The 22,066-nt window shown below is 68.2% G+C and carries 19 protein-coding genes and 2 pseudogenes; 7 read left to right on the top strand and 14 right to left on the bottom strand.

Annotation, left to right across the window (positions count from 1 at the left end; genetic code table 11):
* Positions 1-33 precede the first annotated feature (33 nt).
* The gene (locus tag M9M90_RS12435) at positions 34-1,026 is read left to right on the top strand and encodes a GlxA family transcriptional regulator (RefSeq protein WP_254833551.1); all 993 of its coding nucleotides are present in this window, start codon (positions 34-36) and stop codon (positions 1,024-1,026) included.
* Here the strand turns inward: M9M90_RS12435 and M9M90_RS12440 are convergent.
* The 5 genes from M9M90_RS12440 to M9M90_RS12460 all read right to left on the bottom strand — a co-directional run bounded on the left by M9M90_RS12440 (position 1,023) and on the right by M9M90_RS12460 (position 7,210).
* A complete protein-coding gene (locus M9M90_RS12440; RefSeq protein ID WP_254833552.1) occupies positions 1,023-1,673 on the bottom strand; it encodes a glutathione S-transferase family protein in 651 nt (216 codons plus the stop codon). The two genes, M9M90_RS12435 and M9M90_RS12440, sit on opposite strands and share 4 nt — an antisense overlap.
* A gap of 88 nt (positions 1,674-1,761) precedes the next feature.
* Positions 1,762-3,018 (bottom strand): RNA polymerase sigma factor, encoded by a 1,257-nt coding sequence (locus M9M90_RS12445; RefSeq protein ID WP_254833553.1) that lies wholly within the window; start codon positions 3,016-3,018, stop codon positions 1,762-1,764.
* On the bottom strand, positions 3,018-3,410 hold the full coding sequence (locus M9M90_RS12450; protein WP_254833554.1) for a YciI family protein: 393 nt from the start codon (positions 3,408-3,410) through the stop codon (positions 3,018-3,020). The genes M9M90_RS12445 and M9M90_RS12450 overlap by 1 nt, the downstream gene beginning before the upstream one ends.
* 123 nt (positions 3,411-3,533) lie before the next feature.
* Complete coding sequence (locus M9M90_RS12455) at positions 3,534-6,353, bottom strand: TonB-dependent receptor domain-containing protein (protein WP_254837121.1); 2,820 nt, start codon at positions 6,351-6,353, stop codon at positions 3,534-3,536.
* A 299-nt stretch (positions 6,354-6,652) separates the two neighbouring features.
* Positions 6,653-7,210 (bottom strand): porin family protein, encoded by a 558-nt coding sequence (locus M9M90_RS12460; RefSeq protein WP_254833555.1) that lies wholly within the window; start codon positions 7,208-7,210, stop codon positions 6,653-6,655.
* 225 nt (positions 7,211-7,435) lie between these two features.
* On the opposite strand from M9M90_RS12460, the gene M9M90_RS12465 reads away from it, so the two are divergent.
* The 3 genes from M9M90_RS12465 (at position 7,436) to M9M90_RS12475 (ending at position 10,021) form a co-directional block, all read left to right on the top strand.
* A complete protein-coding gene (locus M9M90_RS12465) occupies positions 7,436-8,551 on the top strand; it encodes a beta-ketoacyl-ACP synthase III (protein WP_254837122.1) in 1,116 nt (371 codons plus the stop codon).
* A 1-nt stretch (position 8,552) separates the two neighbouring features.
* Entirely contained in the window at positions 8,553-9,092 is a 540-nt protein-coding gene (locus M9M90_RS12470; protein WP_254833556.1) for a GNAT family N-acetyltransferase, read from the top strand.
* 164 nt (positions 9,093-9,256) lie between these two features.
* Positions 9,257-10,021 (top strand): PEPxxWA-CTERM sorting domain-containing protein, encoded by a 765-nt coding sequence (locus tag M9M90_RS12475; protein WP_254833557.1) that lies wholly within the window; start codon positions 9,257-9,259, stop codon positions 10,019-10,021.
* A gap of 54 nt (positions 10,022-10,075) precedes the next feature.
* On the opposite strand, the gene M9M90_RS12480 is transcribed toward M9M90_RS12475, so the two are convergent.
* Entirely contained in the window at positions 10,076-11,269 is a 1,194-nt protein-coding gene (locus M9M90_RS12480; RefSeq protein ID WP_254833558.1) for a M48 family metalloprotease, read from the bottom strand.
* An 899-nt stretch (positions 11,270-12,168) separates the two neighbouring features.
* On the opposite strand from M9M90_RS12480, the pseudogene M9M90_RS21295 reads away from it, so the two are divergent.
* Positions 12,169-12,276: pseudogene (locus M9M90_RS21295) on the top strand (PEPxxWA-CTERM sorting domain-containing protein); the annotation flags it as partial.
* A 60-nt stretch (positions 12,277-12,336) separates the two neighbouring features.
* Here M9M90_RS21295 and M9M90_RS12490 read toward each other — a convergent pair.
* Both M9M90_RS12490 and M9M90_RS21165 read right to left on the bottom strand, forming a co-directional pair.
* Complete coding sequence (locus tag M9M90_RS12490) at positions 12,337-12,777, bottom strand: DUF488 family protein (RefSeq protein ID WP_254833560.1); 441 nt, start codon at positions 12,775-12,777, stop codon at positions 12,337-12,339.
* Positions 12,778-13,057: 280 nt separating this feature from the next.
* Entirely contained in the window at positions 13,058-13,189 is a 132-nt protein-coding gene (locus M9M90_RS21165; RefSeq protein WP_256549201.1) for a hypothetical protein, read from the bottom strand.
* A 361-nt stretch (positions 13,190-13,550) separates the two neighbouring features.
* On the opposite strand from M9M90_RS21165, the pseudogene M9M90_RS21300 reads away from it, so the two are divergent.
* A pseudogene (locus tag M9M90_RS21300) lies at positions 13,551-13,655 on the top strand (PEPxxWA-CTERM sorting domain-containing protein); the annotation flags it as partial.
* A gap of 72 nt (positions 13,656-13,727) precedes the next feature.
* Here the strand turns inward: M9M90_RS21300 and M9M90_RS12500 are convergent.
* Entirely contained in the window at positions 13,728-14,762 is a 1,035-nt protein-coding gene (locus tag M9M90_RS12500; RefSeq protein ID WP_254833562.1) for a mechanosensitive ion channel family protein, read from the bottom strand.
* A gap of 130 nt (positions 14,763-14,892) precedes the next feature.
* Between M9M90_RS12500 and M9M90_RS12505 the strand changes: the two genes are divergently transcribed.
* Positions 14,893-15,261 carry a RidA family protein gene (locus tag M9M90_RS12505; protein WP_254833563.1) on the top strand — a complete coding sequence of 123 codons (369 nt, stop codon included), beginning with the start codon at positions 14,893-14,895 and terminating at the stop codon, positions 15,259-15,261.
* Here the strand turns inward: M9M90_RS12505 and M9M90_RS12510 are convergent.
* From M9M90_RS12510 to M9M90_RS12530, 5 genes are all read right to left on the bottom strand, one after another.
* On the bottom strand, positions 15,258-15,524 hold the full coding sequence (locus M9M90_RS12510; RefSeq protein WP_254833564.1) for a hypothetical protein: 267 nt from the start codon (positions 15,522-15,524) through the stop codon (positions 15,258-15,260). The two genes, M9M90_RS12505 and M9M90_RS12510, sit on opposite strands and share 4 nt — an antisense overlap.
* Positions 15,521-18,217, bottom strand: a complete 2,697-nt coding sequence (ppdK, locus tag M9M90_RS12515) for a pyruvate, phosphate dikinase (protein WP_254833565.1) — start codon at positions 18,215-18,217, stop codon at positions 15,521-15,523. The genes M9M90_RS12510 and ppdK overlap by 4 nt, the downstream gene beginning before the upstream one ends.
* Positions 18,218-18,231: 14 nt before the next feature.
* On the bottom strand, positions 18,232-20,508 hold the full coding sequence (glyS, locus tag M9M90_RS12520; protein WP_254833566.1) for a glycine--tRNA ligase subunit beta: 2,277 nt from the start codon (positions 20,506-20,508) through the stop codon (positions 18,232-18,234).
* Between the two features lie 153 nt (positions 20,509-20,661).
* The gene (locus M9M90_RS12525; protein ID WP_254833567.1) at positions 20,662-21,564 is read right to left on the bottom strand and encodes a glycine--tRNA ligase subunit alpha; all 903 of its coding nucleotides are present in this window, start codon (positions 21,562-21,564) and stop codon (positions 20,662-20,664) included.
* 81 nt (positions 21,565-21,645) lie between these two features.
* Positions 21,646-21,993, bottom strand: a complete 348-nt coding sequence (locus M9M90_RS12530) for a hypothetical protein (RefSeq protein ID WP_254833568.1) — start codon at positions 21,991-21,993, stop codon at positions 21,646-21,648.
* Positions 21,994-22,066 lie beyond the last annotated feature (73 nt).

The following is a 22,066-nucleotide window of genomic DNA, read 5'->3' on the forward strand; positions in this document are numbered from 1 at the left end:
GGCGGAAATGTCATAGTTACCGCATTTTACGCCATGCCTTCGCCCCACCGCCTCACACGCAAGATCGCCCTGGTCGGCTATGACGGGGTCCAGGCCCTGGACCTGGTCGGCCCGTGGGAAGTGTTCTCCATGGCCAACAACTATGGGGCGCCGATCCCCTACGAGGTGGTCCTCGCCTCCCCCGACGGCGGAGAGATCCTCAGCAATTCGCGGTTCCGGCTGGGGGATTCGACGCCCTTCGCCGACCTGCCGGACGATCTCGACACGATCCTGATCGGAGGCGGCGACGAGGTGGGCCTGCTGGCCATGCGCGAGAGCGGAATCCTCGACTGGCTGCGGCTTCGGGCGGACTCGACGCGCCGGGTCGGCAGCGTCTGCTCGGGCGCCTTCGTCCTCGCCGCGTCAGGGCTGCTGGACGGCCGGCGGGCCACCACCCATTGGGAGGTCTGCGACACGATGCGGGCGTTCCGGCCGCAGGTGCGCCTGGAACCCGACGCCATCTTCGTGGCCGATCCGCCCTTCTACACCTCCGCCGGGGTGACGGCCGGCATCGATCTCTGCCTGTCGTTCGTGGAGGCCGACTGCGGCCCGGCCGTGGCGCTGGCGGTGGCGCGGAACCTGGTGCTGTTCATGCGCCGGCCGGGCGGCCAGACCCAGTACAGCGCCAGCCTGAACATCCAGGCGGCGGCCACGCCGAAGCTTCGGACGCTGATCGCCGAGATCAGCGCGGACCCCAGCGGCGACCAGTCCCTGCCCGCCCTGGCGGCGCGGGCCGGCATGACCGAGCGGACCTTCTCCCGCGTCTTCCAGAAGGACACCGGCACGACGCCGGCCGCCTTCGTCGAGCTGGCACGGGTGGACCGCGCCAAGGCCCTGCTGGAGACCTCCGACTGGCCCCTGGCCCGGGTGGCGGAACGGGCGGGGTTCGGCAGCCTCGACGCCCTGCACCGGGCGTTCCTGCGACGCCTGAACGCGACCCCGGGCGAGTACCGGCAGCGGTTCGGCGCGGCGGCGCCGGGCGTCTAGGCTCCCGAGGCGGCGACAAAGACCGCGTACTGGGCGTCGAAGGCACGCCTGTAGGCCGGCCGCGCCTCGGCGCGGGCGATATAGGCCGAGAGGTTCGGATGTGCCTCCACCAGGCCCGAGCCGGCCAGCCTCTGCAGCACCGACACCATCATCAGGTCAGCGGCGCTGAAGGCGCCGTCGAGCCAGTCGGTGTCGCCCAGGTGGTGGGAAAGCTGGCCCAGCCGGTCGCGGACGCGGCTGTCGAGAATTGGCAGGCGCTCTTCGTACCAAGGCTTGTCGCGATCCATGAGCGTGGCCATGGACCGATCGACGATCGGCGGCTCCACCGTGCTCAGCGCGGCGAACATCCAGGTGATCGCGCGGGCGCGGGCGTTGGCGTCGTCGGGCAGCAGGCCCGAATGGCGCTCGGCGATGTGGAACACGATGGCGCCGGACTCGAACAGCGCCAGGTCGCCGTCCTCATAGGTCGGGATCTGGCCGAACGGGTGAAGGGCCAGGTGCGCGGGCTGCTTCATCTCGGCGAAGGTCACAAGGCGGACGTCATAGGCCTGGCCGACCTCTTCGAGCGCCCAGCGAACCCGCATGTCGCGCGCCAGCCCCCTGCCGCGATCGGGCGAGCTTTTGAAGGCGGTGATGGTGGGGCTCATAGTCTTTCTCTCCGGTCTCTTCCTATCCCGAGGACGAACGGCCGGCGGCCCTGACGACATGCGAACAGGTTTTCCGCTGACCGCCCGCCTAGACCCGGTCCGCCCCCTCGGTGAGCTGGTCGAGGTGCAGGCGGATGTGGGCGGCTTCGGCGGCGGTGTTGGCGAGCGAGATGGCTTGGTCGAAGGCCGTGCGGGCCTCGCCGTCGCGGCCGAGCTGCTTGAGCAGGGCGCCCTTGAGGCCGAAATAGTGGAAATAGCCCGCGAGCCGCGCAGCCAGGGGCTCGATCATCTCCAGGGCCGCCTGCGGCCCGGCCACCTTGGAGACCGCCACGGCGCGGTTGAGGGTGACCACCGGCGAGGGGGTCAGGACCTCAAGCGTGGCGTAGAGCAGGTCGATCTGCGCCCAGTCGGTGTCCTCGGCCCTGGCGGCCCGGGCGTGCAGGGCGGCGATGGCGGCCTGGACCTGGTAGGGCCCAGGGGTGCGGTGGCGGATGGCCTTGTCGATCAGGGCCAGGCCCTCGCCGATATGGCGCGCGTTCCACAGCGAACGATCCTGGTCGGCCAGCAGGACCGTCATGCCCTCGGCGTCGAAACGGGCGGCGACGCGGGCGTGCTGCAGCAGCATCAGCGCCGCCAGCCCCATGATCTCCGGGTCGGACGGGAAGAGGCGCAGCAGCAGCCGGGCCAGGCGGATGGCCTCGTCGCAAAGCGGGGCGCGGCGCTCGGCCTCGTCGCCGCCGGCGGCCGAATAGCCCTCGTTGAAGACCAGGTAGATCATGGCCGCCACCGCCGTGAGGCGCGCGGCGCGCTGGTCCGGCGTCGGGTTCTCGAAGGCCACCCCGGACTTGGCGATACGGCCCTTGGCGCGGGTGATCCGCTGCTCCATGGCGCTCTCGCCCACCAGGAAGGCGCGGGCGATCTGGCGGACCGACAGGCCCGAGACGATGCGCAGCGCAACGGCGATCTGCTGAGTGGCCGGCAGGTCGGGATGGCAGCAGATGAACAGCAGCCGCAGGATGTCGTCGCGGTAGTGGGCGCCGTCCAGGCGCTCGGCCATGTCCGCCTCGGCGTCCTCGAGGTGGGAGATGGCCGCCTCGTCCGGGAGTTCGGTCTGCCTGTTGCGGCGGCGCGCGGCATCGATGCCGGAATTGCGGCCCACCAGGATCAGCCAGGCGGCCGGGTCCCGTGGCGGTCCGTTCTGCGGCCAGGACTTCATCGCCCGCAGGCAGGCGTCCTGGAAGGCCTCCTCGGCGGTGTCCAGGTCGCGGAAATAGCGCAGCAGGGCGCCCATGGCCGGGGGCCGGGCGGAGGCCAGGGCCGCGTCGATCCAGCCGATATCGCTCATTATAGAGGCTTCTGGAGGCGCCGCCTTCGGGGCAGGTTCAGGCTCATGGCGTCGATGGGCCGGATCTCGTAGGCGCCCCCGCCCGGATTGGCCGCGGCAAGCTCGACGGCGGTCTCGATGGCCTGTTCGAGGCCGTCGCAATCGACCATGTAGAAGCCGAGCAGCTGTTCCTTGGTCTCCGCATAGGGCCCGTCCAGCACGACGTTCCTGCGGCCCTTGCGCAGGGTTGTGGCCGAGGTGGTGGGCAGCAGGCGCGCTGTGGGCCCGAGGCGCCCTTCCCTCGTGAGCCTGCCCTCGACGACCGCCAGTCGCCCCATGACCGCCCTCTCCTGCTCCAGGGTCCAGGACCCGATGGCGTCCTCGCTACTGTAGCAAAGTATCGCGTAGTGCATCCGGCCGCCTCGTTTGTCTGAGGACGAACGAAGGCGGCCGGCGCCGACAGGGGCTGCAAGAATAACGAGGCGGCGGAGGGGTCAACCCCTCCGCCGCCCCGCTCCCCCCACGCAAGCCGTCGTCTACTGGCGGTAGCTGAGCCGCATGTAGAAGAAGCGGCCCGGCGCGTCATAGGCGTTGGGATCGTAGTTGTTCAGGCCGCAGCTGACGCAGCCGGGCGGGTCCTTCTCGAACAGGTTGTTGACCCCGGCGGCCAGGGTGATCCGCTCGTCGAGGAAGGCCGGCGCCCAGCGCACCTGGGCGTCGACATAGGTCCGGGCCCCCAGCTTGTTGACCACGGTGGTTTCGTCGATCGAGGAGATGTGGCGCAGGGCCGCCGTCGCGCCCCATTCGCCGCGATCCCAATCGAGCATCAGGGTCGACTTGGTCTTGGGATAGGCTTGGTCGGGGCTGCCCTTTTCCGTGCCCTCGCGCTCGACCGGCGCCAGGCCGGAGGAGGTCGGGACGAACTCGGTGAACTCCAGCAGGAAGGTGGTGTACCAGCGCAGGCCGAACGTCCCGAGGCTGGTTTCCGGCGAGGCGTAGTTGAGGTTGACGTCGACGGCGCGGGTCTTGATGCCGCCGATATTGATCAGCGGGTTGGAGATCGCGGCCACCTGGCCCGAGGCGGTGCGGGTGATGGTGGCGCAGGCCACCGCGTCGGCCGTCTGGGCGCAGCGGTCCAGCAGGCTCTGGCCGTTCTGGGCCTGAATCGCCTGGTCCAGCTCGATCTTGGAATAGACCACCTCGATCGAGCCGCCATTGGCCCAACTCGCCCCCTTCAGGGCGCTGGGCTCCCAGACGAAGCTGTAGTTCTCGCTCTCGCTGGTTTCCGGAGCCAGGTTGCGGTTGCCGCTGGTGATCACCGAGACCTGCGGGTTGAGCTGCACATAGCTGCCATTGGCCGGAACGCCGCGGGCGATGCAGTTGGCCTGCACCGTGGTGCTGGCGGCCGGCGGGCCGCCCGGCTGCAGGTTGAGCATGTCCGAACAGGGATCGACCACCTCCTGGTCGAACCGCGAGGCTGTGCCGAACAGCTCACCGATGGCCGGGGCGCGGAAGCCCTCGCCCCAGGAGGCGCGCAGCAGCACGTCCTGGATCGGCTTCCATGTCAGGCCGGCCTTGTAGGTGGCGTCCTTGCCCGAGGTCGAATAGTCGAACCAGCGGCCGGCCAGCGAGACGTCCAGCTTGTGGAACATGGGCATGTCGGCCAGCAGCGGAACCCGCACCTCGCCGTAGAACTCGTCGATGGTGATCGAGCCCCGGGCCGGCTGGGCGGGGATGTCGGAGGAGAGCCCGGCGACCACCAGGGGGTCGGGCTGGAAGAAGCCCTCGGTCTCGCGGTGCTCGTAGCCGGCGGCGAAGGCCAGGGGCCCGGCCGGCAGGTCGAGCAGGTCGCCGGTCAGGTTGGCGCTGAAGTCCCGCAGCTCCTGCTGGGAGACGTCCTGCTGGGTGAAGGCGATGAAGTTCAGCATGGCCGGGGTGATGGTCCCCGCCCCGCCGAAGATGTTGAGGGGCACGCAGGAACCGGTGCAGCCGGCGAGCGGGCCCAGGGCCTGCTGCACCCGCTGGGCGTTGACGTTGCCGGTGAAGGTCTGCTCGGCGCGATTGCGCGACCAGACGTAGTTGGCGTCCCAGTACCAGGTGTTGCCGCCCACCGGGAGCTCGCCGGCCAGGGTGGTGGTGATGTTCCAGGTGTTGACGGTCTGCTCGTAGTGGCGCGGCCCGTTCTCCACCAGGCGACGGCCGATAAAGGCGTAGGTGCCCGGCTGCAGCGAGAAGCCGAAGGGGTTGAACGGGTTGGTGGCGTCCACCGCAACCGTGTCCAGCAGGTTGCCGTTGCCGGCGTCGGGACCGACGAACAGCGGCAGGGGCGCGGCCTGGTTGGCGGACTTGCGTTCCACATAGCTGCCCCGGACCCGCAGGCGCAGGCTGTCGCTGAATTCCTGCGTCAGGTTGCCGAACAGACTGAGCCGCTCGGAGGGGGTGACGATGTAGTTGAAGGGCTGGAAGTTGAAGCGCTCGATAGTGGCGAAGGGCTTGTAGCTGCCGGCCGCCCCGGTGGGGTCGCCGGGAACGTAGGTGGGCCGAACGCCGGGCGACAGAGCCGCCTTAAGCGTCATGTCGAGGTCCTGGCCGGTGTTCGGGTCGCTGATGATGAACCGGCCGAGCGGGGTGCCGGAGCTGCAACCGCCGTCCAGGCAGGAGGTGGCGAAGGGGCTGGGGAACCGCGAGATGTCGCGGTCGGCCGCATAGACCGGGTCCTGCTTGAAATAGCCGCCGCCAACGACGACCCGCAGGTTGTCCTGATTGACACCCCAGGAGACCGTGTAGTCCTGGCTGAAGCCGTCGCCGTCGCCATAGCCGCCGAAATTGGCCGTGGCCTGCAGGCCGTCCTGGCGGTCCTTGGTGATGATATTGACCACCCCGGCGATGGCGTCGGAGCCGTAGATCGGCGAAGCGCCTTCCTGCAGCACCTCGACCCGGCCGATCATACCGGTGGGGATGGTGTTGAGGTCGACGGAGCCCGGCACGCCGGAGGCCGCCGCGCCGCTGACCCAGCGCAGGCCGTCGACCAGCACCAGGACCCGGCGCGAGCTCAGATAGCGCAGGTCGATCTCGGCCGACCCGGCGCCGACGCCGCCGCCGTCCGGCGGATTGCCGAAGTTGCCGGAGTTGTTGAACTTGGAATTGAGGCCGCCGCCGGCTGAAGGGATGCGCTGCAGGACGTCGGCGGTGGAGGTGAGGCCCGTCTTGGCGATGGCTTCCTGGTCGATCTGGACGATCGGTTGGGCCTGGTCCAGCGGACTGGTCCGGATCCGGGACCCGGTGACGACGATTTCCTCGACGGCGGTGCCCTGGTCCCTGGCCTGGGCCGCCGCCGTCCCCGGCGTCGCGGCCATAGCTGTCACGGCTAGAGAGGCCAAGCCTCCCGTTAGGCGCTTCATGATCACCCTCCCCGGGCGCGAGACGCAGTCCTAACGGCGAGCGCTAGTGAGAGCGCCTTCTTTGATTGATTTGGTAATGCCGTAGTTACGCGCCGGAGGATGCGGTGCGTGTCGCAAAACTGTCAAGCTGTTCGACGGAAGCGGCGCCGGGGCGCATAAACGTGCGCTCACATCACAATGTCGGGGAAGGTTTTGGTGGAATCGCAACCCAAGCGATCCCCTCTCCCGTCTCGGGAGAGGGGCGCTCCGGTGTCTTAGAACTTGCGGACGTAGCCCACCGACCAGACGTCGGCGTCGCCGCCGCCGTCGGTGAAGTCGTAGCGGGTGTAGTCGGCGCGGACGCCGTTCTTGTCGTCCAGGAAGTACTGGCCGCCGACACCGTAGTTCCAGCTTTCGCCGTCGGCAGTGGCCGAACCGCCGGCCGGGCCGGCGACGGAGGCCTTGATCTTGGAGGTGCCGTAGCCGACGCGGGCGTAGAGGTCGGCATTGGGGGCGACCGGCAGGAAGCCGACGCCATAGACGGCGAAGGTGTGCTTCAGCTCGACGTCGACCGGCGAGGCGCCGATCGCCGGAATGTTGACCTCGTCGTCCTTGACGCCGAAGCCGGCTTCACCCTCGACGCCGAGATATTGACCGAAGCGGGCGCCGACCCGGCCGGTGATGGCGCCGAGCTTCACGTCGTCGAGGTCGGCATGGCTGTAGCCGGCCGAACCGTAGAAGGTGGTGGCGCCGAGGTCTTGGGCCTGGGCCGCCATGGGGAGGGCGGCGGAGGCGATCGCGGCGAACGCCGCAGCAGTTGCGAGAGACTTCATTTTTTTACTCCGTACATACTTACACTCAAGCTCCCCAGCCGGGTCGTTAGGTGGGGGACAAACGCGGCGGGAAAAGGCCGGTTCGCGGTTTTCGCCAAGGCCATCGCCGGTTGTGGCCGATCGGCCACAAGGCCGCTGACCTGGCGTGAAGGCGTGCTATCACTTGCCCCGTAAGCGCCCGCCGGGGTTCCGGCGACAATGAGCGCGACGTCGGAGAAGACCATTTTGCATCACGCCGTGATCGCGGCCACGGGGCTCTACACCCCGCCGCACAGCCTCTCGAACACCGAGCTGGTCGAGACCTTCAACGCCTATGTGGACCGCTTCAACGCGGCCAATGCCGACGCCATCGCCGCCGGCGAGACCCCCGCCCTGACCCATTCCTCTCCCGAATTCATCGAGAAGGCCTCGGGCATCAAGTCGCGGTTCGTGATCGACAAGTCCGGCCTGGTCGATCCCGAGGTCATGCGCCCGGTTATCCCCGAGCGGCCGAACGACGAGATCTCGGTGCTGGCGGAGATCGCCGTGGCCGCGGCCCGCGATGCGATCGCGCGCTGGGGCAAGGACCCCTCCCGGATCGACGCGGTGATCTGCGCGGCGTCCAACATGCAGCGCGCCTATCCGGCCATGGCCATCGAGGTGCAGCAGGCCCTGGGGATCGAGGGCTTCGCCTTCGACATGAACGTGGCCTGTTCCTCGGCCACCTTCGGGATCAAGACGGCGGCCGACTTCGTGGCGTCCGGCTCGGCGCGGGCGGTGCTGATGGTCAATCCGGAGATCTGCTCGGGCCACCTGAACTTCCGGGACCGCGACAGTCACTTCATCTTCGGCGACGTGGCGACGGCGGTGATCGTGGAGCGGGCGGAAGATGCGACGGATGGCTGGGAGATCCTGGGAACCCGGCTGAAGACGGTGTTCTCCAACAACATCCGCAATAATTTCGGCTTCCTCAACCGCGCGGCGCCCGAGGGGATCGGCGCAACCGACAAGCTGTTCGTGCAGGAGGGCCGCAAGGTGTTCCGCGAAGTGGTGCCGATGGTGGCCGAGATGATCGTCCAGCACGCCGCCGACCTGGGCATCGACCCCAAGGGGCTGAAGCGGCTCTGGCTGCACCAGGCCAACATCAACATGAACGAGATGATCGGCAAACGTGTGCTGGGCCGGGAGCCCGCGCCCGGCGAGAACGTCATCATCCTGGACGAATACGCCAACACCTCCTCGGCCGGCTCGATCATCGCCTTCCACAAGGCCAGCGAGGACTTCAAGGCGGGCGAGACCGGGCTGATCTGTTCTTTCGGGGCGGGCTATTCGGCCGGGACGGTGTTCGTCCGCAAGCGGTAGGATGGTGGCCGCCCTCGACGTTCCGACGCTGCGGTCGCAACGCCTGATCCTCGAGCCGCTATCGAGCGCCCATACGGCGGGCATGTTCGCCCTGTGGTCACGCCCGGAGGTCTGCGAATTCTCAGGCGGCGCGATCGATATCGAGGGGCGTCCGATCCGTCTGCCGGCCCGAACGCCGGAAGACAGCGACAAGATCATCGCGTTCTTCGCGCACGGGGCGGCGCGGGGCGCGCGGTTCCGCTGGGCGATGCTGACCCGCAATGACCGCAGCTTCGTGGGCGCGGTCGGGTTCAACGCCCTGGGCGCCTGCGCCGAACTCGCCTACCATCTGCGCCCGGACTATTGGGGCCAGGGCCTGATGACCGAGGCCGCGGTTCTGGCGCTCAACTGGCTGCGCCGACGGCCCGGCGCGGTCGAGGTCGAGGCCTTCGTCGAACCGGCCAACCTCGCCTCGGTCCGGCTGATCGAGCGCCTGGGCCTGAACGCCACCGGCGAGACCGCAGACGGGGCCGATCGCTATCTTATGGCCTTGGGCGTCTAACGCGCGGCGCGCGGGCGGCCTTCAGGGCACGGCGTCAGTCTTCGCCTCGTAGGCGAAACTGGCGTTGCATCGATGCGACACCCCAAAAAGGGGGCCGTCCTATCCTTATCGAAACCTTAATTCGTCCCAATGGGCCAGTTGGGCCTGCATTGGGGTAAGTAAACATGAGAACGCTTCTGGCTGCGGGCGCAGCCATCATCTGTCTGGCCGCCGCGCAGGGCGCTTCGGCGACGACCTTCACCACGATTTCCCCTACGGGCGGCGCTCTGCCTTCCGGCGTCACCCAGGTCGGCGGCGTGGTCCTCGATCTGAAGGGCCTGAACGGCACGCGCGTCGTGACGCAGGCCGCGGCTTCCTCGCTATTCGTCGGTTACGCCTCGACCAATCCTCAGGTGTTCGGCAGCCAGTCCGGCTTCTCGCCCGCGGTCGTCGCCTCGCTGGGCGGCGGGCTGGCCGGGGCCTCGCTCCGCGTCAGCCTCTATGACGGCGACACCGCGCCGGGCGATTTCGACTTCAACCAGATCACCCTGCTGGTCGACGGCGCCAGCTTCGGTGACTGGAGCGCCGTGGCGACGCAGCAGACCTCGAACGACGGCCTGACCCTCTACAGTTCGGGGACCGGATTCGGCGACAACATCCTCTCCACCGGCTGGTTCTCGCTGTCCGACTCCACCCAGCTGGGGAACCTGTTCGCCGGCCTCGGCGACGGGAGCCTCGACTTCCGGCTCGACGACAACTCGTGGGGCGACAACTTCTACGACTTCACTCAGGGCGTCGACGGCGGGCTGGTGGACGTGGGCACCGGCCCCATCATCACCCCCGGCGGCGTTCCCGAGCCCGCGACGTGGGCGATGATGATCATGGGCTTTGGAGGCGTCGGATCGATGCTGCGCGCCAACCGTCGCCGCCAGGCGCTGGTCCTGGCCTAGATGGGTCGAGGCCCGCCTCATCCAGGGATGGGCGGGCCTTTTCTCGCCTTGGCGTCAGCGCACCGCGTCGGTCGTCGCCTGGGCGGCTTTCCAGTCCATGGCCATGCGCACGCGGTTGCCCACCGCCGGGTGGTCGTAGAATAGGGTCTCCTCCAGCCTGGAGGGGGTGGCGGCGCGATACTCGATGGTCTTGACCAGGGCCTTGGCCAGGCCGTCCGGCTCGTTGACGTGCTCCAGGGAGTAGCGGTCGGCGTCCACCTCCGCCTGGCGGATGACCGAGACGAACAGCGGCGTGGAAATCAGGCTCAGCCCCGCCAGGATGATCCCGATGACCGGGAAACCGGCCGGGTCGGAGAGGCCCTGGATCCCCTTGGCGCCCGTCAGCCGCAGGACGATCGGGAACAGACGGTCGACCAGGAAGAAGCCCACCAGGGCCAGCAGGCCGTAAGCCCCCGCGATCCACAGGGCGTGCATGTGGACGTAGTGTCCCATCTCGTGGCCGACGACGCCGCGCACCTCGGCCAGGTCCGCGCCCTTGGTGAACATCACGTCGCTCATGGCGATCCGGGCGGTGCCGAACATGCCCGAGACATTGGCGGTGTAGCGGTTGGACTGCTTGGAGCCGTCATAGATATAGATCTTGTCGGACGGCACGCCGTTGGCCTGCGCCATCGCCACGACCGCGTCGCGGACCGGTCCGGGCGGCGCCTCCTGGTAGTCGTTGAGCAGCGGCTGGATGAAGACCGGCGCCAGCACCATGACGGCCACGAAGAACACCGCCACCAACCCGCCGCCCCAGGCCCACCAGCTCCTGGGCGCCCGGCGCATCAGGGCGTAGAGGCCGGCGACCAGCAGGACTACGAGGACCGTGGAGATCACCGCCATCAGCACGAACTCAGCCAGCCAGCCCCCGAAGGCCTGGCTGGTGAGGCCGTAGGCGGTCTCACGCCACCAGGTGCTGTAGACGCTCCAGGGCAGGCTGAGCAGGGTCTCGATCAGGGAGTCGGCGGCCACCACCATGAAGACCGCCAGCCAGGGCCGGGCCTTGCGGCTCTCGACCTTCTCGCGGATCCGCACAAGGACCCCCGACCTGAGCACCAGCCAGGCCACGAGGATGGCCACCAGGGCGCCCCAGAGCAGCAGCCAGTGGCCACCCTGGGTATAGGCCGTGGCCTTGGCGTGCGCCTCCGGCGGCAGCTGCGCCAGATAGGCCGCGGTCGCCGCGGCCGGATCGAATTCCTGGGCCATGCGCCCTCCCCCAAAACCACCCGTGCGGAGGAGGCCAGAGATGGCCCAGCTTGTCAGGTGAAAAGGCTGTCAGGTTCGCGGACGGCCGGCGCCCGGGCGACGGGGTGCAAGCGTCACCTTTAGACAAGCAAGCGCGAATACATTAAAGCTTATTAAAACCTGAGATTGATCCAAGATGGCCAAGCTGATCGAATCTATAACAATGCTGGCTATACTGTTCACAAATACTTCAATTTGCGCCCGCGTTTGGCGAATCCGATTGCACATGAAACGCCGCGGGTCTTAAGGTTTCGTTCATAACTGGCCGGGGGTCGAAAATGGGTGTGGGGACCCCAGGATCGACAACCTTCACTGTAGAGGTTTGGGAAATGAAGAGGCTTCTTGTTTCGACCGCGATAGCAATCGGGGCTCTGGCGGTCGCAGGGTCTGCATCGGCGGCGGTGACGCTCACCGTCGGGAGCTTCGGCGGTCCGCTCGGCGTGCACTCGGTTCCGGGCCAGAGCGCCGGGACGGTGCTCGGCACGGTCACCTCCGCGCCGGGTCCGCTGGTGACGCTCAGCACCACCGGGGATCTGCTCGACACCAGCGGTGGCGGCGAAGCGATCTTCGCGGCCAATGACGGCTCGATGAACGACCTGTCGATCCTGTTCTCGCAGGCCTATTTGGGCGTCACGTTCAATCTGAACGTGCCCGTCCAGACGACCTCGACGATGACCCTTTCGGTCAATGGCGGCGCCTTCAACTTCGCCGTGCCGAATGCCCTGATCCCCGATCCGCTGGGGAACGGCGCCAACAAATTCATCCTCTGGGCGACCGGTGGCGACACCATCACCAGCCTCGACTTCACCTTCACGCCCGGCGTGCAGGACATCCGCCAGATCCGGGTGGCGGACGGCATAAGCCCGATCCCGGAGCCCGCGACCTGGGCGATGATGATCATCGGCTTCGGCGCGGCGGGCGCGATGCTCCGCAGCAACCGCCGCCGGATGGCGTTCGCCGCCATCTGATCGCGGACGACACAGCACCACGCCGCCGGCTCCTGGGTCGGCGGCGTTTTGCTGTCCGCCCTAGAGGTTCACCACCTCGCAGCCCAGATCGGCGCCGATCAGGTCGGCGAGGATCTTGCGGTGGCAGCCACGGTGGTCGGCCTCGAAGCACAGCAGGGCCGTCCGTCGTTCGGCGACGATGACCTTGGCCCGGGCGAGTTCGAGCTGGGCGGCCGGCTCGGCCATGTGGTCCTGGAAGATGGCGGTCATCTCATCGATCCGCCCCTTGCGCGCGGCGTCGCGGCCGGGCTTGGGCGTGCCGAGCTGGCGCAGGTGGACATACGCGATACCGGCCTCTGCGAGGCTGGCGGCCAGCAGGGTCTTGGAGAAGCCGGCGCGGCGCGAGGCGGCCACGGCGCGGACGTCGATCAGGGTCTCGATCCCGGCCGCCTGGAGGCGGGCGATGACGGTGTCCTGGGTTGCGGCTTCGTAGCCGATGGTGGCGAGGGGCTTGGCGGTCATTACGCCGAGGTGGGGTCGCGAGCGGCGGACGCAAGCTCCAACATGGTTGCAGTGGGCAGCTCAAGGTTGACGGCTACAATGCCGTTCCGCATCAGCAACCGGCCGAAATTGAACTTCAAAGTTCTAATACTTCATAACAAACTGCTGAATTGACACGCATTTGGGGAATTGGGTTGCCGCCACTACCGGGTAAATTTTATATGAACTTACATGGGCGGATGCCGAATGAGCGAGGCGTGGGGACTCTTCGCTCGGACAGGTCGTCTGGGGCAATAGTGATTTAGGGATTAGTGACGATGAATTTCAGACTGACGATGGCGGCCGCGGCCGCGACCATGGCCTTCGGGATGGCCGCGGCGACTCCCGCCAGCGCCGCCATCACCTTGGCCGGCGCCTGCGCCGTGGGCGACATCGACCCGACCGCCGATGCTTGCAGCGGCTGGTGGACCAGCTCGGCCGGACACTCGAATTTTCTGAGCGGCAACGCCGGCGATATTCAGGACCAGAAGGACGCCCTGGCACTCCTGGGATTCGTCTGGGACGGTAACTGGGCCGCGGTCGACACGCTCACGACGAAGATCAGCCCCGATGCCGATGGCTTCACCTACGACTTCGATACCCCTCTGAACGGCACGACCTATATCGGCATCCACAAGGGCAAGGGCGGCAGCTTCGCGGGCACGGCTTTCTTCAAGCTGACCGCGAACAATCTCGACACCTTCAAGCTCGACCTGAACGGCGGCTCCTCGGCCGTGCTGTACCAGACGGGCGGCGTGGTTCCGGAACCGGCCACCTGGGCCATGATGATCATCGGCTTCGGCGCGGCGGGCTCCATGCTCCGCAGCAACCGTCGCAAGATGGCGCTCGCCGCGATCTGATCGCGCGAACCAGACAACATTGCGCCGCCGGCCCCTGGTCGGCGGCGTTTTGCTGTCCGCAGCCTGGGGGCGTCAGGCCTCCGGGCGCGGCTTGACCCGCAGCGGGTCGTCCTCGTCCTGCTCGGCGCCGCGCGCGAGGTCCTCGGCCGCGTCGTTCACGGAGACGTGGACCTCCGGCGCGGCCTCCTCGGCCCCGTCGGCCTGCAGGCCCAGGGTGCGCCGGGCCGCGTCCCCCTGCTCGCCGAACAGGGCGCGGACGCGGAGTTCCTGCTGCGGCAGCGGGATCTCGAAGCCGCCGCCGCGCAGGGCGTCCTCGATGGCCCAGGTATAGGCCGCGTGGGCGGCGTTGGGCCGCTTGACCGCCTCGACGCTCGGCCAGACCACCAGCTCGAAGTTGAGGCCGCTCGTCCCGAAGCCCACCAGCCAGACCTGGGTCTTGCGCGCCCCGGTGTCCTTGAGGGTGAAGGGCACGTCGTGGGCGGCCTTCAGCACCGCGTCGCGGACCTTCTCCTTGTCGGTCCCGTAGGCGACGACGAAGGGGACATGCATTCGGCGGGTGCCGTTCTGGTGCGTCCAGTTGGTGACCGGCTGTTCGATGAGCCGGGAATTGGGGATCAGGACGTCCAGGTCGTCATTGTTGCGGATGCGGGTGGCGCGCGGTCCGATCTCGGCCACCACCCCGCGCTCGCCGGTCTGCAGCTCGATATAGTCGCCGATGCGCACCAGCCGGTCGAACAGCAGGACCAGGCCGGAGATCAGCTCCTTGACCACCCCCTGCATGCCGAACCCGAGGCCGACGCCGAGCGCACCGGCGAACAGGGCGAAGGACGACAGGTCGAGGCCCAGCGTCGAGAAGGCGGCGATCACCCCGAACACCACCACCCCATAGGCGGCGAGCTTTTCGAAGATGTAGATCGAGGGCGCGGCCTCGGTCATCCGCCCGCGCACCCGCCGGAAGAAGGCCGAGACCAGCCGCGCGGCGATCAGGGCGACGATGACGATCACCACCGCGGCGGCCAGGCTGCCCACGGTGATCGCCGTCTTGCCAAGCCGCACCAGCTCGAAGCTGGTGAGCTGGTAGAAGTCCGCGGCCAGGTCCCCGCCCATCTCCCCTACCCCACGCCCGGCTGGGCGGCCTGGCGGACGGTCTTTTCACGGGCGGCGCGCGGCGCATCGGTCATGGACATCTCTTCCTGGCTCGGGCTTCCTTGGTGGCCTCAACGGAGGATGTCGGCAAGTGAGAACCCGAGCGATCGACCCGACGGAGACCTCCTACGCCCAGGCTTTCGAGGTCGAGGGCGTCACGCGCTGGCTGTTCATCAGCGGCCAGGTCCCGGCCGATCGCGACGGCGGTGTGCCGCAGACCTTCGGCGACCAGTGCCGGCTGGCCTGGGCCAATGTCGAGCGCCAACTGGCGGCGGGCGCGATGAGCCTCGACAACCTGGTCAAGGTCACGATCTTCCTGTCCGACCGGCTCTATCGCGACGAGAACATGCGTATCCGCCACGAAGTGCTGCAGGCGCGCACGCCGGCGCTCACGGTGATCATCACCGGCATCTATGACGAGGCGTGGCTGCTGGAGATCGAGGCCGTGGCGGCGGCCTAGAACCGCTTGGGCTCGCCCTCGTCGAGCACCGTCAGGCGACGCACGGTCAATTCGTCGATCTCCAGCTTCTTGATCTTGGCGCGACCGATACCGACCTTGCCGATGGCCAGGGTGCCGATGGCGATGGCGCCGACCGCCAGGGCGCCGAAGGCCATGGCCCCCAGCATCAGGCTGCCCATGGCGCCCAGGCCGATGGCCCCCGCCGGGGTGGCGCGGGGCGAAACCAGCACCCGCTCGCGCGGGATGACCGTAATGCGGCTCATCGGTCCTTCTCCATTCCGCCGACCGCCGCCTGGGCCGCCGCCAGACGGGCGATCGGAACGCGGAAGGGCGAACAGCTAACATAGTCCAGCCCGACCTTCTCGCAGAACTCAATGGAGGCCGGATCGCCGCCGTGCTCGCCGCAGATGCCGAGCTTGACGTCGGGCCGCACGGCGCGGCCGCGCTCCACGGCGATGCGGATCAGGTCGCCGACGCCTTCCTGGTCGATGCTGACGAAGGGGTCCTTCTCGAAGATCCCCTTCTCCAGATAGGCGTTGAGGAACCGGCCCGAGTCATCGCGGCTGATGCCGAAGGTGGTCTGGGTCAGGTCGTTGGTGCCGAAGGAGAAGAACTCGGCGTTCTCCGCCAGGTCCCCGGCGCGGATGGCGGCGCGGGGCAGCTCGATCATGGTGCCGACCTGGTAGGCGACCTCGCGGCCGCGCTCCTTCATCACCGCCTGGGCGGTCTTGTCGGTGAGGATGCGGAGGAACTTCATCTCCTCGCCCTTGGCGACCAGGGGATGCATGATCTCCGGGATCGGGGCGGTCTTGCCGCTCTCGGCGATCTCGCAGGCCGCCTCGAAGATCGCCCGGACCTGCATCTCGTAGATCTCGGGATAGGAGACGCCCAGGCGGCAGCCGCGGTGGCCCAGCATGGGGTTGGTCTCGTGCAGCTCCTTAGCCCGGCGCATCAGCTTGACCGCGTCGATGCCGCTGGCCTTGGCCAGGCTCTCGAGGTCGGCCTCGGTGTGGGGCAGGAACTCGTGCAGCGGCGGGTCGAGCAGGCGGATGGTGACCGGCAGGCCCTCCATGATCGTGAACAGCTCGACGAAGTCGTTGCGCTGCATCGGCAGGATCTTGGCGAGCGCCACGCGGCGGCCCTTCTCGTCATCGGCCAGGATCATCTCGCGCACGGCGGCGATGCGGTCCTCGTCGAAGAACATGTGCTCGGTGCGGCAAAGGCCGATGCCCTCGGCACCGAACTGGCGGGCGGTGCGCGCGTCCAGCGGGGTCTCGGCATTGGCGCGGACCTTCAGGCGCCGGGCCTTGTCGGCCCAGACCATCAGGGTGGCGAAGTCGCCGGTCAGCTCGGGCTCGATCATCTTGACCGTGCCGGCCAGGATCTCGCCCCGGGAACCGTCGACGGTGATGATCTCGCCGGCCTTGAAGGTGCGGCCGCGGACCCGCAGCTCGCCGGCCTTGCCGTCGATCTGCAGCTCGCCGGCGCCAGAGACGCAGGGCCGGCCCATGCCGCGGGCGACCACGGCGGCGTGGCTGGTCATGCCGCCCCGGGCGGTGACGATGCCGCGGGCGGCGTGCATGCCGTGGATGTCTTCGGGGCTGGTCTCATCGCGGACCAGGATGACCGCCTCACCCGACGAACCCAGGCGCTCGGCCTCGTCGGAGTTGAACACGATCTTGCCGGTGGCCGCGCCGGGCGAGGCCGGCAGGCCGGTGGTGATGACGTCGCGCGGGCTGGCCGGGTCGATGGTCGGGTGCAGCAGCTGGTCGAGGCTGGCGGGCTCGACCCGCATGATCGCCTCTTCCTGGGTGATGAGGCCCTCGCTGGCGAGATCGACCGCAACCTTCAGCGCCGCCTTGGCGGTGCGCTTGCCGTTGCGGGTCTGGAGCATGTAGAGGCGCCCCTTCTCCACCGTGAACTCGATGTCCTGCATGTCGCGATAGTGGTGTTCCAGCTTCTCGACGACGGCCTTGAACTGGACGAAGACCTCGGGCAGCGCCTCTTCCATGGAGAGCGACTTCTCGCCCATCTCCTCGCGGGCGATCTTGGTCAGGGCCTGGGGCGTGCGGATGCCGGCGACCACGTCCTCGCCCTGGGCGTTGATCAGGAACTCGCCATAGAGGCGGGCCTCGCCAGTGGACGGGTTGCGGGTGAAGGCCACGCCGGTGGCCGATGAGTCGCCCATATTGCCGAACACCATCGACTGGACGTTGACCGCCGTGCCCCAGCTCTCGGGGATGTCGTGCATGCGGCGGTAGAACTTGGCCCGGTCGTTCATCCAGCTGGCGAACACGGCGCCGACCGCGCCCCAGAGCTGGGCGTGCGGGTCCTGCGGGAAGGGTTCGCCCCGCTCCTGCTCGACGGCGGCCTTGTAGTCGGCGACGACCTTTTCCCAGTCGTCGGCGGTGAGCGCGGTGTCGACGGTGACGTCGAGGCGCTCCTTATGCTCGTCGAGGATCTCCTCGAACATGTGGTGATCCAGGTCGAGGACCACGTTGGAGTACATCTGGATGAAGCGGCGATAGCTATCGAAGGCGAAGCGCTTGTCGCCCGAGAGCTTGGCGAGGCCCGCCACGGTCTCGTCGTTGAGGCCGAGGTTCAGCACCGTGTCCATCATGCCCGGCATCGAGGCCCGGGCGCCCGACCGCACCGAGACCAGCAGCGGGTTGGAAGGATCGCCGAACACCTTGCCGGTCAGCTTCTCGACCGTGGCCAGGCCCGCGGCCACCTGTTCCTTCAGGTCGTCGGGATAGCGGCGCTCATTGGCGTAATAGTGGACGCAGGCCTCGGTGGTGATGGTGAAGCCCGGGGGGACCGGCAGGCCCAGGGAGGACATCTCGGCGAGGTTCGCCCCCTTGCCCCCCAGCAGGTTCTTCATGGAGGCGTCGCCGTCGGCCCCGCCCCCGCCAAAGGAATAGACCCAGCGCGACTTGGTCAGCGTTTCGGTCGACATCCTTGTAGTCCTCCTTAGCCGTTGATTTGGCTGAAGTCCGCGACCCGTCCCATCAGGTCTCGAACTTGAGCCAGAAGCCGCAAGCGGTTCTCACGTTCCGCTGCTACCTCAGAATTCACTAATACACCCTCGAAGAAGGCGTCCACCGGTCCACGCAGTCCCGAGAGGGCTCGCATGGCGGCGGAAAAGTCCTCGTCGTGCAACGCTCGGGCCACCTGGGGCTCGACCTGATCGAGCGCCTTGATAAGGGCGCCCTCCTCGGCCGGCGCCGTGGCGACCGGGACGGCAGGACCCGCGGGCAGCGGCCCCTTCTTCTCCTCGGCGCGCAGGATGTTGCCGGCCCGCTTGTAGCCGGCCAGCAGGTTGGCGCCGTCCTGGGTGCTGAGGAAGGAATCCAAGGCCTGGACCTTGGCCACGATGCGCACCAGGTCGTCGTCGCCGAGCGCGAAGACCGCGTCCACGAGATCGTGGCGCTTGCCCTGGTCGCGCAGCACCACCTTCAGGCGGTCGGCCAGGAATTCCAGCACCTCGTCGGCCACCACCGGATAGGGGCGGAACTCGTAGGCCACCTGGCCTTCCGGCGGGTCGCCGGCCGGAGCCGAGCGGTCGAAGCGGATGTCGAAGTCCTCGGGCACGGCCACCACATAGGGCTTACCCTCGAGCAGGGCGTCCTCGAACTCGTCGACATAGACCTCGAACACCCGCGAGGGCGAGCGCGCCAGGGCGCCGAGATAGCCGGTGGTGCGGCGGCTGGAGACATAGAGCGCCCGCCCCGGATCCACGAAGCACTTCAGCGCGTGATACCAGTCGGCGACCAGCTGGCGGATCGGGGCGCGGACCTCCGACTGCAGGAGTATGCGGATGACGCCGAGCGCCGCGCGGCGCAGGGCGTAGGGATCGCGCGAACCGGTGGGCTTTTCGTCGATGGCGAAGAAGGCCGTCAGGGTGTCGAGCTTCTCGGCCAGGGCCACGGCCATGGTCACCGAGGTGTCCGGCGCCTCGTCCGTGGCGCCGATCGGCCGGTAGTGGTCGCGGATCGCGTCGGCGACGATGGGGCTGAGCTTCTCCTCGCGGGCGTAGTAGGCGCCCATCAGGCCCTGCAGTTCGGGGAACTCGCCCACCATGGCCGTGGTGAGGTCGGCCTTGCTGAGCCGGGCGGCCAGCACCGCCTTGGCGACGTCGGCCCCGACGCGCGGAGCGATGTCGCGGGCCAGCATCTCCAGCCGCTCGACCCGCTCGCCGAGCGTGCCCAGCCTGGCGTGGAAGGTGACGCCGTTCAGCTTGGGCAGGCGCTCCTCCAACCGGACCTTGCGATCCTCGTCCCAGAAGAAACGGGCGTCGTTGAGCCGGGCCGACAGCACCTTGCCGTTGCCCCGCGCGATCTCCTTGCCGCCATCGGCCGCCTCGATATTGGCCACGGTCAGGAAGTGCGGCGCGAGCTTGCCCGACCGCGGGTCGCGCACGGCGAAATACTTCTGGTGGGTGCGCATGGAGGTGCGGATCACCTCCGGCGGCAGGTCCAGGAAGGCGGGGTCCATGTCGCCCAGGATCGGCGTCGGCCACTCGGCCAGGCCCGCCACCTCGGCCAGCAGGCCGTCGTCCTCGACCAGTTCCAGGTTGCGCGCGAAGCAGACGGTGCGCGCACCGTCCATGATCTTGTCCTTGCGCTCCTCGGGGTCGAGGATGACGAAGTGGCCGGCCAGCTTGTCGCGGTAGCTGTCGAAGTCCTTCACCTTGAAGGGCTTGCCCGAGCCCATGAAGCGATGGCCCTCGGTGACGTCGCCGCTGACGATCCCGTCGACTGTGAAGGCGACCACCTCGCCGTCGAACAGGCAGACGATGCGCTTCAGGGGACGCACCCAGCGCAGCGTCCCGCGGCCCCAGGTCATCGACTTGGGCCAGGGGAAATTGCGCACGATCTTGTCGACCATCTCGGCGACGATCTCGGAGGTCGAGCGGCCGGCGCGGTGGATGTGGGCGAACCACAGGCCATCCTTCTCCACCAGCTTGTCGCGGGCGATCCCGGCCTTGCGCAGGAACCCCTCGATGGCCTGGTCGGGGGAGCCGACGCGCGGGCCCTTGAGGTCCTCATGGCGGTCGCCCTGGGCGGCCGGCAGGCCCTCGGCGACCAGGGTCAGGCGGCGCGGGCCGGCGAAGGTCTTCAGGCCCTCGGGCAGCAGGCCCTCGGCGGCCAGGTGCTCGCGGGCCATGCGTTCGAAGTCGCGCGCGGCCTGGGCCTGCATGCGCGCGGGAATCTCCTCGGAGAACAATTCGATCAGAAGCTGGGGCATCTTAGCAGGTCACCTGCGTCACGGCGCACGGCACGCCCCCTCCACCGCTTCGCGGTCCCCCTCCCCCAAGAGGGGAGGATCTGGGAGCCCAAGATGCTCCCCCCCTGGGGGAGCTGTCAGCGAAGCTGACTGAGGGGGAAGCCTGCGCCGACATCACGCGTTGCCCCCTTCATTGGCCACCCAGGCCTCGGCGCACATCTTGGTCAGGTCGCGGATGCGGCCGATATAGCTCTGGCGCTCGGCCACGGCGATGGCGCCGCGGGCGTCCATCAGATTAAACAGGTGACTGGCCTTGAGCACGTGGTCGTAGGCCGGCAGCACGGTGCGCTGGCCCTGGGGGGCCCTGCCCTCCAGCAGCCGCGGCACCTGGGCCTCCATGTCCTCGAACTGACGCTTCAGGGTCTCGACGTCATAGAGATGGAAGTTGGCCTCCGACTGCTGGCGCTCGTTCTCCAGGAAGACGTCGCCATAGGTCATCGGCTCGGGGCCGTCGGGATCGTTGAACGCCAGCTGGGTGAAGTGGTCGACGTTCTGGATGTACATGGCCAGGCGTTCCAGGCCGTAGGTCAGCTCCCCGGCCACCGGCCAGACGTCGAGCCCGCCCACCTGCTGGAAATAGGTGTACTGGGTGACTTCCATCCCGTCGCACCAGACCTCCCAGCCCAGGCCCCAGGCCCCGACCGTGGGGTTCTCCCAGTCGTCCTCAACGAAGCGGATGTCGTGCAGGCGCGTGTCGAGGCCGATCGCCTCCAGGCTGCCCAGATAGAGTTCCTGCAGGTTGTCGGGGTTCGGCTTCAGGATCACCTGGTACTGATAGTAGTGCTGGAGGCGGTTGGGGTTCTCGCCATAGCGCCCGTCGCCCGGCCGCCGCGAGGGCTGGACATAGGCCGCCCGCCACGGCTTGGGGCCGAGCGCGCGCAGCACCGTGGCCGGGTGCAGGGTGCCGGCCCCCACCTCGACGTCGTGCGGCTGCAGAATCACGCAGCCCTGACGGCTCCAATAATCATGCAGTTTCAGGATAAGACCCTGAAACGAAAGCGGCTTTTGGGCGGGCATCGAATGGACTTCGCAGGCGCAAAAAAAGTCGGCGGACCATAGGGCCCGCCGACCGTCGCCACAAGGCTTTGAAGAGCCTGCCTAGTTGCCGCGCGCGGCCGTGCGCTTGCCGGCCCGGGAGAGCGGCTGGCCGTACTTGGCGCGGTTCTCCGGAGTGTCGGCGATCGGGCCGTTGGTGACCAGGGTCGTGGTGACCGTGGCCGAGGCGTCGACGGCGCCGGCCATGGCCGGGGCGGCCTCGGTCGTCGTGGTCCCAGGATCGGTCATGGTCCCCTCCGGCGGATTGACGGCGGTGTCCGGCGCGACCGGCTCCATGGCGTCGGCCGAGGTCGTCGTGTTGGACGTCTCGGACGGTGGCGTCTGAGCCTGAGCCGCGCCAGCAAGAAGCGCCGTCGCGGCGGCCGCGGTAAGCAAGGTCTTGAGATTCATGGTCTTCACTCCTGAGTTCTTGAATGAAGCCCGGTTCCCCGTGCTCCGGGCCGCTCGACGAATTAGCGCGCCG

It is taken from the genome of Phenylobacterium sp. LH3H17 (assembly GCF_024298925.1).
GTDB lineage: Bacteria > Pseudomonadota > Alphaproteobacteria > Caulobacterales > Caulobacteraceae > Phenylobacterium.

Coding starts and splice junctions, on each gene's coding strand:
- M9M90_RS12490 (WP_254833560.1), bottom strand. CDS start 12,777: ATGACCGCCAAGCCCCTCGCCACCATCGGCTACGAAGCCGCAACCCAG.
- M9M90_RS12510 (WP_254833564.1), bottom strand. CDS start 15,524: ATGAGCCGCATTACGGTCATCCCGCGCGAGCGGGTGCTGGTTTCGCCC.
- M9M90_RS12470 (WP_254833556.1), top strand. CDS start 8,553: ATGGTGGCCGCCCTCGACGTTCCGACGCTGCGGTCGCAACGCCTGATC.
- M9M90_RS12455 (WP_254837121.1), bottom strand. CDS start 6,353: ATGGCCGCGACGCCGGGGACGGCGGCGGCCCAGGCCAGGGACCAGGGC.
- ppdK (WP_254833565.1), bottom strand. CDS start 18,217: ATGTCGACCGAAACGCTGACCAAGTCGCGCTGGGTCTATTCCTTTGGC.
- M9M90_RS12480 (WP_254833558.1), bottom strand. CDS start 11,269: ATGGCCCAGGAATTCGATCCGGCCGCGGCGACCGCGGCCTATCTGGCG.
- M9M90_RS12530 (WP_254833568.1), bottom strand. CDS start 21,993: ATGAATCTCAAGACCTTGCTTACCGCGGCCGCCGCGACGGCGCTTCTT.
- M9M90_RS21165 (WP_256549201.1), bottom strand. CDS start 13,189: ATGTCGCCCACGGCGCAGGCGCCGGCCAAGGTGATGGCGGCGCTGGCG.
- M9M90_RS12450 (WP_254833554.1), bottom strand. CDS start 3,410: ATGCACTACGCGATACTTTGCTACAGTAGCGAGGACGCCATCGGGTCC.
- M9M90_RS12440 (WP_254833552.1), bottom strand. CDS start 1,673: ATGAGCCCCACCATCACCGCCTTCAAAAGCTCGCCCGATCGCGGCAGG.
- M9M90_RS12475 (WP_254833557.1), top strand. CDS start 9,257: ATGAGAACGCTTCTGGCTGCGGGCGCAGCCATCATCTGTCTGGCCGCC.
- M9M90_RS12500 (WP_254833562.1), bottom strand. CDS start 14,762: ATGGGCGGGGACCTGGCCGCGGACTTCTACCAGCTCACCAGCTTCGAG.
- M9M90_RS12460 (WP_254833555.1), bottom strand. CDS start 7,210: ATGAAGTCTCTCGCAACTGCTGCGGCGTTCGCCGCGATCGCCTCCGCC.
- M9M90_RS12525 (WP_254833567.1), bottom strand. CDS start 21,564: ATGCCCGCCCAAAAGCCGCTTTCGTTTCAGGGTCTTATCCTGAAACTG.
- M9M90_RS12435 (WP_254833551.1), top strand. CDS start 34: ATGCCTTCGCCCCACCGCCTCACACGCAAGATCGCCCTGGTCGGCTAT.
- glyS (WP_254833566.1), bottom strand. CDS start 20,508: ATGCCCCAGCTTCTGATCGAATTGTTCTCCGAGGAGATTCCCGCGCGC.
- M9M90_RS12445 (WP_254833553.1), bottom strand. CDS start 3,018: ATGAGCGATATCGGCTGGATCGACGCGGCCCTGGCCTCCGCCCGGCCC.